The organism is Methylobacterium mesophilicum (assembly GCF_022179445.1).
In the GTDB taxonomy this organism is placed as follows: Bacteria; Pseudomonadota; Alphaproteobacteria; order Rhizobiales; family Beijerinckiaceae; genus Methylobacterium; species Methylobacterium mesophilicum.
In genome coordinates, this window is the sequence record NZ_BPQU01000024.1 from 81,752 (window position 1) to 88,397 (window position 6,646).

A 6,646-nucleotide genomic window follows, 5' to 3' on the forward strand; every position below is an offset into this window, starting at 1 on the left:
CCCTCAGCGGCGACCGGCGATGTCGAGGGGACGGAAATGGACCCGGGTAATCTGCCAGACCGGCCTTGCCGTGCTTCGCGGACGAAGTGTCTCGCTGTTCCAGGGCGTCGGACCCAGAGCGATGCCCGGAGCTGCGCGTGAGCGCCGTAACCCGCCGGGCCTTCGCCGAACTCGGCCTCGGCGGCGCGGCCATGGCCGCCGCCGCGGGCGGATCCCAGGCTGGGCCGGCCCCCGCGAGCGGCGGGGGGCGGCCCGGGGCGCTGACCGTGGCCCCGACCTCGCAGGCCGGGCTCGGACCGCGGCTGACCCTGCACGCGCTCGACAACGCCCACGGGACCCCGGCGGCCGGCCTGGTCTGCGACCTGTCGATCCGCGAGGGCGACGTCTACCGGCCGATCAAGACGGTCACCACCGCGGCCAACGGCAGGCCGGCCGAACCCCTCCTCGTCGACGACGCGCTGAAGGCCGGCCGCTACGAACTGGTGCTGCATGTCGGGGCGTATTTCGCGGCCCTCGGGGCGACCCTGCCGAGCCCGAACTTCCTGAGCCTCGTGCCGATCCGCTTCCAGGTCCGCGACGCGCGCCAGCGCTACCACCTGCCGGTGCTGTTCACGCCCTGGGGCTATTCCTACTATCGGGGCAGCTGAGCCCAATCTCACGGGACCCGCATCCATGGCCGGCATCTCGACGCATGTCCTCGATACCGACCGCGGCCGCCCCGCCGCGGGCGTCCGGATCGACTTCTCGGTCCTGGAGGACGGGACGTGGCGGCTGGTGAAGAGCGTCGTCACCAACGCGGATGGGCGCACCGACGCGCCGATCCTGCCGGCCGGCGAAGCCCGGACCGGGCAGTACGAGCTGGCGTTCCACGTCGCGGATTACTTCCGGGACCGTCCGGGCACTGACCCGGGCGACGTCTTCATCGACGACCCGGTGGTGCGCTTCGCGATCTTCGATGCCGGGCAGCACTACCATGTGCCGATGCTGTGCGCGCCGGCGAGCTTCACCACCTACCGCGGCAGCTGAAGCGTCATGCCCGATCTGTCGGCGATCAACCGGTTGGACGAAAAGGCCTTCGTGACGCTGCTCGGCGGCGTGTTCGAGCACGCGCCCTGGGTGGCGCAGGCCGCCTGGCCGCACCGGCCCTTCGCGAGCCTCGCCGCCCTGCACGACGCGATGATGCAGGCGGTGCGCACCGCGCCACCGGAGCGCCGCCGCGCCTTCCTCAACAACCATCCGGAGCTGGCCGGCCCGGAGGCCCGGGCCCGCAGCCTGACGGCGGATTCGACGCGCGAGCAGGGCAGCGCCGGCCTCGACCGCATCGACGCGGAGGAAGGCGCGGCCTTCGATCGCCTGAACGCGGCCTATCGCGCCCGGTTCGGCTTCCCGTTCATCATCGCGGTGCGCGGGCGCGGGCGGGCCGAAATCCTCGCCGCGTTCGAGGCGCGCCTGTCCCGGGAACCGGCCGCCGAGGAGGCGACCGCCCTCGAGGAGGTCGCCCTGATCACCCGCATGCGCCTCGACGGGCTGGTCTCGGCCTGACCCGGCTCAAGCCTCGGCCGCCGTCTTCGCTTCGACCAGGGCCGCCTCGAACCCGGTGAAGGCCGTGGTGGCCTGGTCCCAGGCCTGGGACCGCACGTGGCGGCCCAAGGCCGCGGCGAGTTCCCGCGCCCGGGTGAGGGCCGATTCCACGGCGGCCGGTCGGGCCGGATCGGCCGGGATGCCGACCGGCGGCGTGTCGGCCGGGCGCATCCCCACCAGGGTCGCCGCCATGGCCCGGCGCCAGGCCGCGCAATCGGCCGGGATGCGGGCGAGCCGCATCGCCGCGTCGCTCCCGGCCTGCCGGTCGAGCAGGGTGCGGCCGAGATCCTCGATCCGGTCGAGCTGGCCCAGCGCGTCGCCGATCTCCCGGCGGCCCTTGTCGGTGCCCTCCGCGATCCGGCCGACGCTCCGGGCGATCTCGCCGGTGGCCTGGATCTGCTGGCCCATGATCTCGGAGGCCTCGCGCATCTGGGCCGCCACCGTGGCGACGGCGCCGCTCTCCGCCTCGACCCGGACGTTGGCCCGCACCATGGCGGCGGCGCCGGTCTCGACGGCGCTGCGGCTGCGCGTGACCGCCGCCTGCATCGCCGCCATCTCCTCGCGGAGACCGCCGAGCCGGGCGCGGATCTCGTCCGTCGCCTTCGCGGTCTGCGCGGAGAGCATCTTCACTTCCGCCGCGACGACCGCGAAGCCCCGGCCGGCCTCACCGGCCCGGGCGGCCTCGATGGTGGCGTTGAGGGCCAGCAGGTTGGTCTGGGCCGAGATCGCCGCGATGGTGCCGGCCATCTCCTCGATCCGCAGGGCGGCGGCCGAGAAGCTGTCGAGCCGGCTGCCGATCTCGTCGGTGCCCTGCTCGATCCCGCGCATGCCGTCGCTGGCGCGCTGAAGGTCGTCGACGCAGGTGGCGATGCCGGCGCGGGCGGTCTCGGCGGTCTCGGCCGCCGAGGAGGAGCGGGCCGCGATCTCGCTGGTGCTGGCGGCCAGTTCCTCGCTGGCGGCGGCGATCAGCCGGGCCTGCTCGGCGGTGCCGGAGGCGTCGTGCGTCATCCAGCCGATCGAGGTGCCGGCATCCGAGGCCGCAGCCGACAGGCGCGCCAGGAGCGCCATCAATTCGCGGTCGGGCGCTGCAGCCTGCGGGACGATGTCCAGGACGGTCGTTGCAACGGGCGCGGACGTCTGGGCGTCGGCCGTCACCGCGGTCCCGGCCAGCTCCGGGGCCGGGCGCTTGCGGCGCAAACTCAACATGCGGGGGCTCCTGCGAACGTCGATTCGGGAGCCATATTCGCATGGAACCTTCAACCGAAGGTGAAGGATAACCGTCCCTTATTGGAATTGGACGAAGCCGCGATCCCCTGTCGGCACCCCCGGACGACAACCGTCCGGGGGTGCCGTCGCATCTCACTCGCCGGTCAGGGCGGCCTTGGTGCGGGACCACCAGCCTGCGCGCTTGGGCCGGTCCGGATCGCTGGGCTGGGTCAGCACCACAGCAACCGGCTCGGGCGGCGGGGCGGCCTCCGTCGGCGCCGCCTCGGGCGGGGCCTCCGCGGCCTGCGTCTCGAACCGCTCCGCAGCCTGCCTCTCGAACCGTTCCGCGGACTCCGGAGCGGCCGCGACCGGCAACTCGACGGCGACCTCGTCGTGGACGGGGGACGGCGCGGCCTCGACCGCCTCGGCCACCGCCTCGGCGCTCACCGGCTCCTCGGCCGACAGGGCGACCGCATCGGCATCCCCCTCCGCGGAACCTTCCGCGTCGCCGCCCTCGCGGGTGCGACCCTCGGCGCGGCCACGACCGCCCCGGCGTCCGCGGCGACGGCGGCGCGTGCCGTCCTCCTCGGACCGGGCGGACTCCTCCGCGACGGCGACGGTCTCGTCGGCTTCGGCCCCCTCGGCGGCCACCGCCGCGATCGGCGTCTCGGTGGGCTCGTCGGACTCGGGGGCGTCCTCGGTGCCGCGCTCCTCGTCCGGGTCGTCGGAGTCCTGACGCTCGCCGTCGGCCTGGCCCTCCTCGGACCGGCCGTCCTGGCGACCGCCGCGCCGACGGCGCCGACGGCGGCGGCGGCGGCCGTCGCCCTCGTCGCGAGTCTCATCCTCACGGGCGCCGTCCTCGCGCGCCTCGGTCCGCACCTCTTCCGCGTCACCTTCGGACTCCGCCTCGGCCAGGTCGGCCTCCTCGACGTCGTCCTCGTCCTCAAACTCCATGGCGGGCGAGATCGCCTGCGCGCGCACGCCCGTCACCGGACCCTCCGCCCGCTGGGCCGGCTCGCCGCGGTCGAGCTGGAACGCGGTGGTCACCGGCAGCCGCTCGTCGGCCGCGATCGTGAGCGTGACGCCGAAGCGGATTTCCAGCTCGCGCAGGTGCCCGCGCTTCTGGTTGAGGATGTACAGCGCCACCTCGGTCTTGGTGCGCAGGATCAGGTTGTGGGAGGCCGACTTGAGCAGCGCCTCCTCGATGGAGCGCAGGATGTGCAGCGCCACGGAAGCGGTGGCCCGCACGTAGCCCGAGCCGCCGCAATGCACGCAGGGGATCGAGGACGATTCGAGCACGCCGGTGCGGATGCGCTGCCGGCTCATCTCCATCAGGCCGAAGGGCGAGATCCGGCCGACCTGGATGCGGGCGCGGTCGTTTTTCAGGCAATCGTTGAGCTTCTTCTCGACCGCGCGGTTGTTGCGCTTCTCCTCCATGTCGATGAAGTCGATGACGATCAGGCCCGCGAGGTCGCGCAGGCGCAGCTGGCGGGCGACCTCCTCGGCCGCCTCCAGGTTCGTCCGCAGCGCGGTGTCCTCGATGTCGTGCTCGCGGGTCGAGCGGCCCGAGTTCACGTCGATCGAGACCAGCGCCTCGGTCGGGTTGATGACCAGGTAGCCGCCGGATTTCAGCGAGACGTGGGTCGAGAACATCGCGTCGAGCTGCTGCTCGACGCCGTAGCGGGCGAAGATCGGCGTCGGGTCGCGGTAGGGCTTCACGACCTTGGACTGGCCGGGCATCAGCATCCGCATGAAGTCCTTGGCCTCGGCGTAGGCTTCCTCGCCGGAGACCAGAACCTCGTCCAGGTCCTTGTTGTAGAGGTCGCGGATGGCCCGCTTGATCAGCGATCCCTCCTCGTAGACGAGTGCCGGCGCCATCGAGGTCAGGGTCAATTCGCGGACCGACTCCCACAACCGCATCAGGTACTCGAAGTCGCGGGCGATCTCGGGCTTGGAGCGCGAGGCGCCGGCGGTGCGCAGGATCACGCCCATGCCGTCCGGCACTTCCAGGTCGGCCACGACCTCCTTAAGGCGCTTGCGGTCGGCGGCCGAGGTGATCTTCCGGGAGATGCCGCCACCGCGGCCGGTGTTGGGCATCAGCACCGAGTAGCGGCCCGCGAGCGACAGGTAGGTGGTGAGCGCCGCACCCTTCGTGCCGCGCTCCTCCTTGACCACCTGCACCAGGATGATCTGGCGGCGCTTGATCACCTCCTGGATCTTGTAGTGGCGCCGGTAATGGCGCGGCCGCTCGGGGATCTCCGCGAGCGCGTCGCCGTTGCCGCCGACCTGCGCGATCCGGGGCTCGGCATCGGGGTCGTCGGAATCCTCATCCGACTCCTCGTCGGACTCGTCCTCGTCCTCGTCGTCCGAGTCGTCCTCGTCCGAATCGTCTTCGTCGTCCTCGGACTCCTCGTCCTCCAGGTCGGCGTCAAGCTCGGCCTCGTCGTCGGCCTCGCCCGTCGCGGACGCGCCGCGGCCGGACGCCTCGACGGCATCCTCGGCGATCGTCTCGGCCGGCGCGTCGGCGACGGTCAGGGCCTCGGCCACGGCGACCACGGCCTCGGGCTCGACCGTGTCGTCATGGTCGGCCGTCTGCCGCTCGCCGGCTTCGGCGTGAGCCTCGACGGTCGGCGCGGCTTCGGCGGAAGGCTCGGGAATGTCCCCGGCGGCGGTCTCGGAGGTGATCGCCTCCTGCACGGCTTCCGGGTTCTCGGCGAGGGTGTCGGGCGTCCCGTCCGGGGCGGGCCCGGCCTCGTGCGCCTCGGCGTGATCCCCGCCCTGCGGTGCGTCCGCGTGCGGTACATCGGCGGCCGGCTGGAACTCCGAATCCTGCTGGGACTCCAGGCCCAGCGGGGCCTCGGACGCGTCCTCGGCGCTCACCGTCTCGTCGGTGCGCGAGCGGGCCTCGGCGCGGCGTCCGCGGGAGCGGCGGGGCGAACGGCGACGGCGCTCCTCGCGCTCGCGATGCTCCTCGGCGTCGCGCGCCTCGTCCTCCAGCAGCGCCTGCCGGTCGGCCAGCGGGATCTGGTAGTAGTCGGGGTGGATCTCGTTGAAGGCGAGGAAGCCGTGGCGGTTGCCGCCGTACTCGACGAAGGCCGCCTGGAGCGACGGCTCCACCCGGGTGACCTTGGCGAGGTAGATGTTGCCGCGCAGCTGGCGCCGGTTGGCGGCTTCGAAGTCGAACTCCTCGACCCTAGACCCGTGGACCGTGACGACCCGGGTCTCCTCCGGGTGCATCGCGTCGATCAGCATTTTGTTGGCCATGTCGGACTCTCGGCATGGCGGCCGACGTCGTTCTCCGTGCCCGTGGTCCCGGCGGCGCCTCGCACGACCTCAGAACGGTCGCGCATGGAGCCGGCCTCGTCGCCGAGGCGGCTGGGTTCGAGGGGAAATTGCCGTCAACCGCCGTTCGGCGCCCTGGGCGCCTGGGGTTGAACTTGGCCGGTAGGCTGAACGGGCCGGTGCGACGCAGATCCTGCGCCTCCGGGGCACGCGCAGCGCCATGCTGAGCCGTGCGTCCGTTCATCCTGGTTCCGACCTCGCGAAACAATCTCGGCCGGATGGGACCGGCCGTGAAATCTGGATGCGGCGGAAAAGCTCCACCGCGTCGTGCGACACCTGCCCGATCGGGAAAACACCCGTCGCCGCCAGGCGGGCAAACAGGCCCGCCGCGACGTCGCGTCCGTTTTCTCGAAGGAATTCGGCCGCGTCCGCAAGCCGTTACGACGGCCGGCGGGACCGGAGAAGGGTCAGTATCATTACAGACGGCCACGGGGATTTGGCAAGGGTCAAGCGCGGGACGATCAGGGCGATCGCTTGAAAGGAATGGATTTCGGTGTTGCCTTTTGCGTGATTCACA

Annotated in this window: 6 protein-coding genes; 4 read left to right on the forward strand and 2 right to left on the reverse strand. The window is 72.2% G+C overall.

What is annotated here, in order from left to right:
* Nucleotides 1-137: 137 nt before the first annotated feature.
* The 3 genes from uraH (MFF40_RS20925) to uraD are packed head-to-tail and all read left to right on the forward strand — an operon-like array spanning nt 138 to nt 1,542.
* Nucleotides 138-647 (forward strand): hydroxyisourate hydrolase, encoded by a 510-nt coding sequence (gene uraH, locus MFF40_RS20925; RefSeq protein ID WP_238262055.1) that lies wholly within the window; start codon nt 138-140, stop codon nt 645-647.
* Nucleotides 648-672: 25 nt separating this feature from the next.
* Nucleotides 673-1,026: a hydroxyisourate hydrolase gene (uraH, locus tag MFF40_RS20930; RefSeq protein ID WP_147857696.1), complete on the forward strand. Its 354-nt coding sequence runs from the start codon at nt 673-675 to the stop codon at nt 1,024-1,026.
* 6 nt (nt 1,027-1,032) lie between these two features.
* The gene (uraD, locus tag MFF40_RS20935) at nt 1,033-1,542 is read left to right on the forward strand and encodes a 2-oxo-4-hydroxy-4-carboxy-5-ureidoimidazoline decarboxylase (protein WP_147857695.1); all 510 of its coding nucleotides are present in this window, start codon (nt 1,033-1,035) and stop codon (nt 1,540-1,542) included.
* A gap of 6 nt (nt 1,543-1,548) precedes the next feature.
* Here the strand turns inward: uraD and MFF40_RS20940 are convergent, their stop codons facing one another.
* Together MFF40_RS20940 and MFF40_RS20945 are read right to left on the reverse strand one after the other, a co-directional pair.
* Nucleotides 1,549-2,787, reverse strand: coding sequence for a methyl-accepting chemotaxis protein (locus MFF40_RS20940; protein WP_238262058.1), 1,239 nt, complete (start codon nt 2,785-2,787; stop codon nt 1,549-1,551).
* Nucleotides 2,788-2,940: 153 nt separating this feature from the next.
* The gene (locus tag MFF40_RS20945; protein WP_238262060.1) at nt 2,941-6,051 is read right to left on the reverse strand and encodes an Rne/Rng family ribonuclease; all 3,111 of its coding nucleotides are present in this window, start codon (nt 6,049-6,051) and stop codon (nt 2,941-2,943) included.
* A gap of 345 nt (nt 6,052-6,396) precedes the next feature.
* Here MFF40_RS20945 and MFF40_RS20950 point away from each other — a divergent pair.
* Nucleotides 6,397-6,646 (forward strand): hypothetical protein (locus MFF40_RS20950; protein WP_238262062.1); only part of this gene is annotated, 250 nt, incomplete at its 3' end.

Excerpts from the sequence above, each read along its gene's own strand:
- MFF40_RS20940 (WP_238262058.1), bottom strand. The coding sequence starts at position 2,787 with ATGTTGAGTTTGCGCCGCAAGCGCCCGGCCCCGGAGCTGGCCGGGACC.
- uraD (WP_147857695.1), top strand. The coding sequence starts at position 1,033 with ATGCCCGATCTGTCGGCGATCAACCGGTTGGACGAAAAGGCCTTCGTG.
- uraH (WP_147857696.1), top strand. The coding sequence starts at position 673 with ATGGCCGGCATCTCGACGCATGTCCTCGATACCGACCGCGGCCGCCCC.
- MFF40_RS20945 (WP_238262060.1), bottom strand. The coding sequence starts at position 6,051 with ATGGCCAACAAAATGCTGATCGACGCGATGCACCCGGAGGAGACCCGG.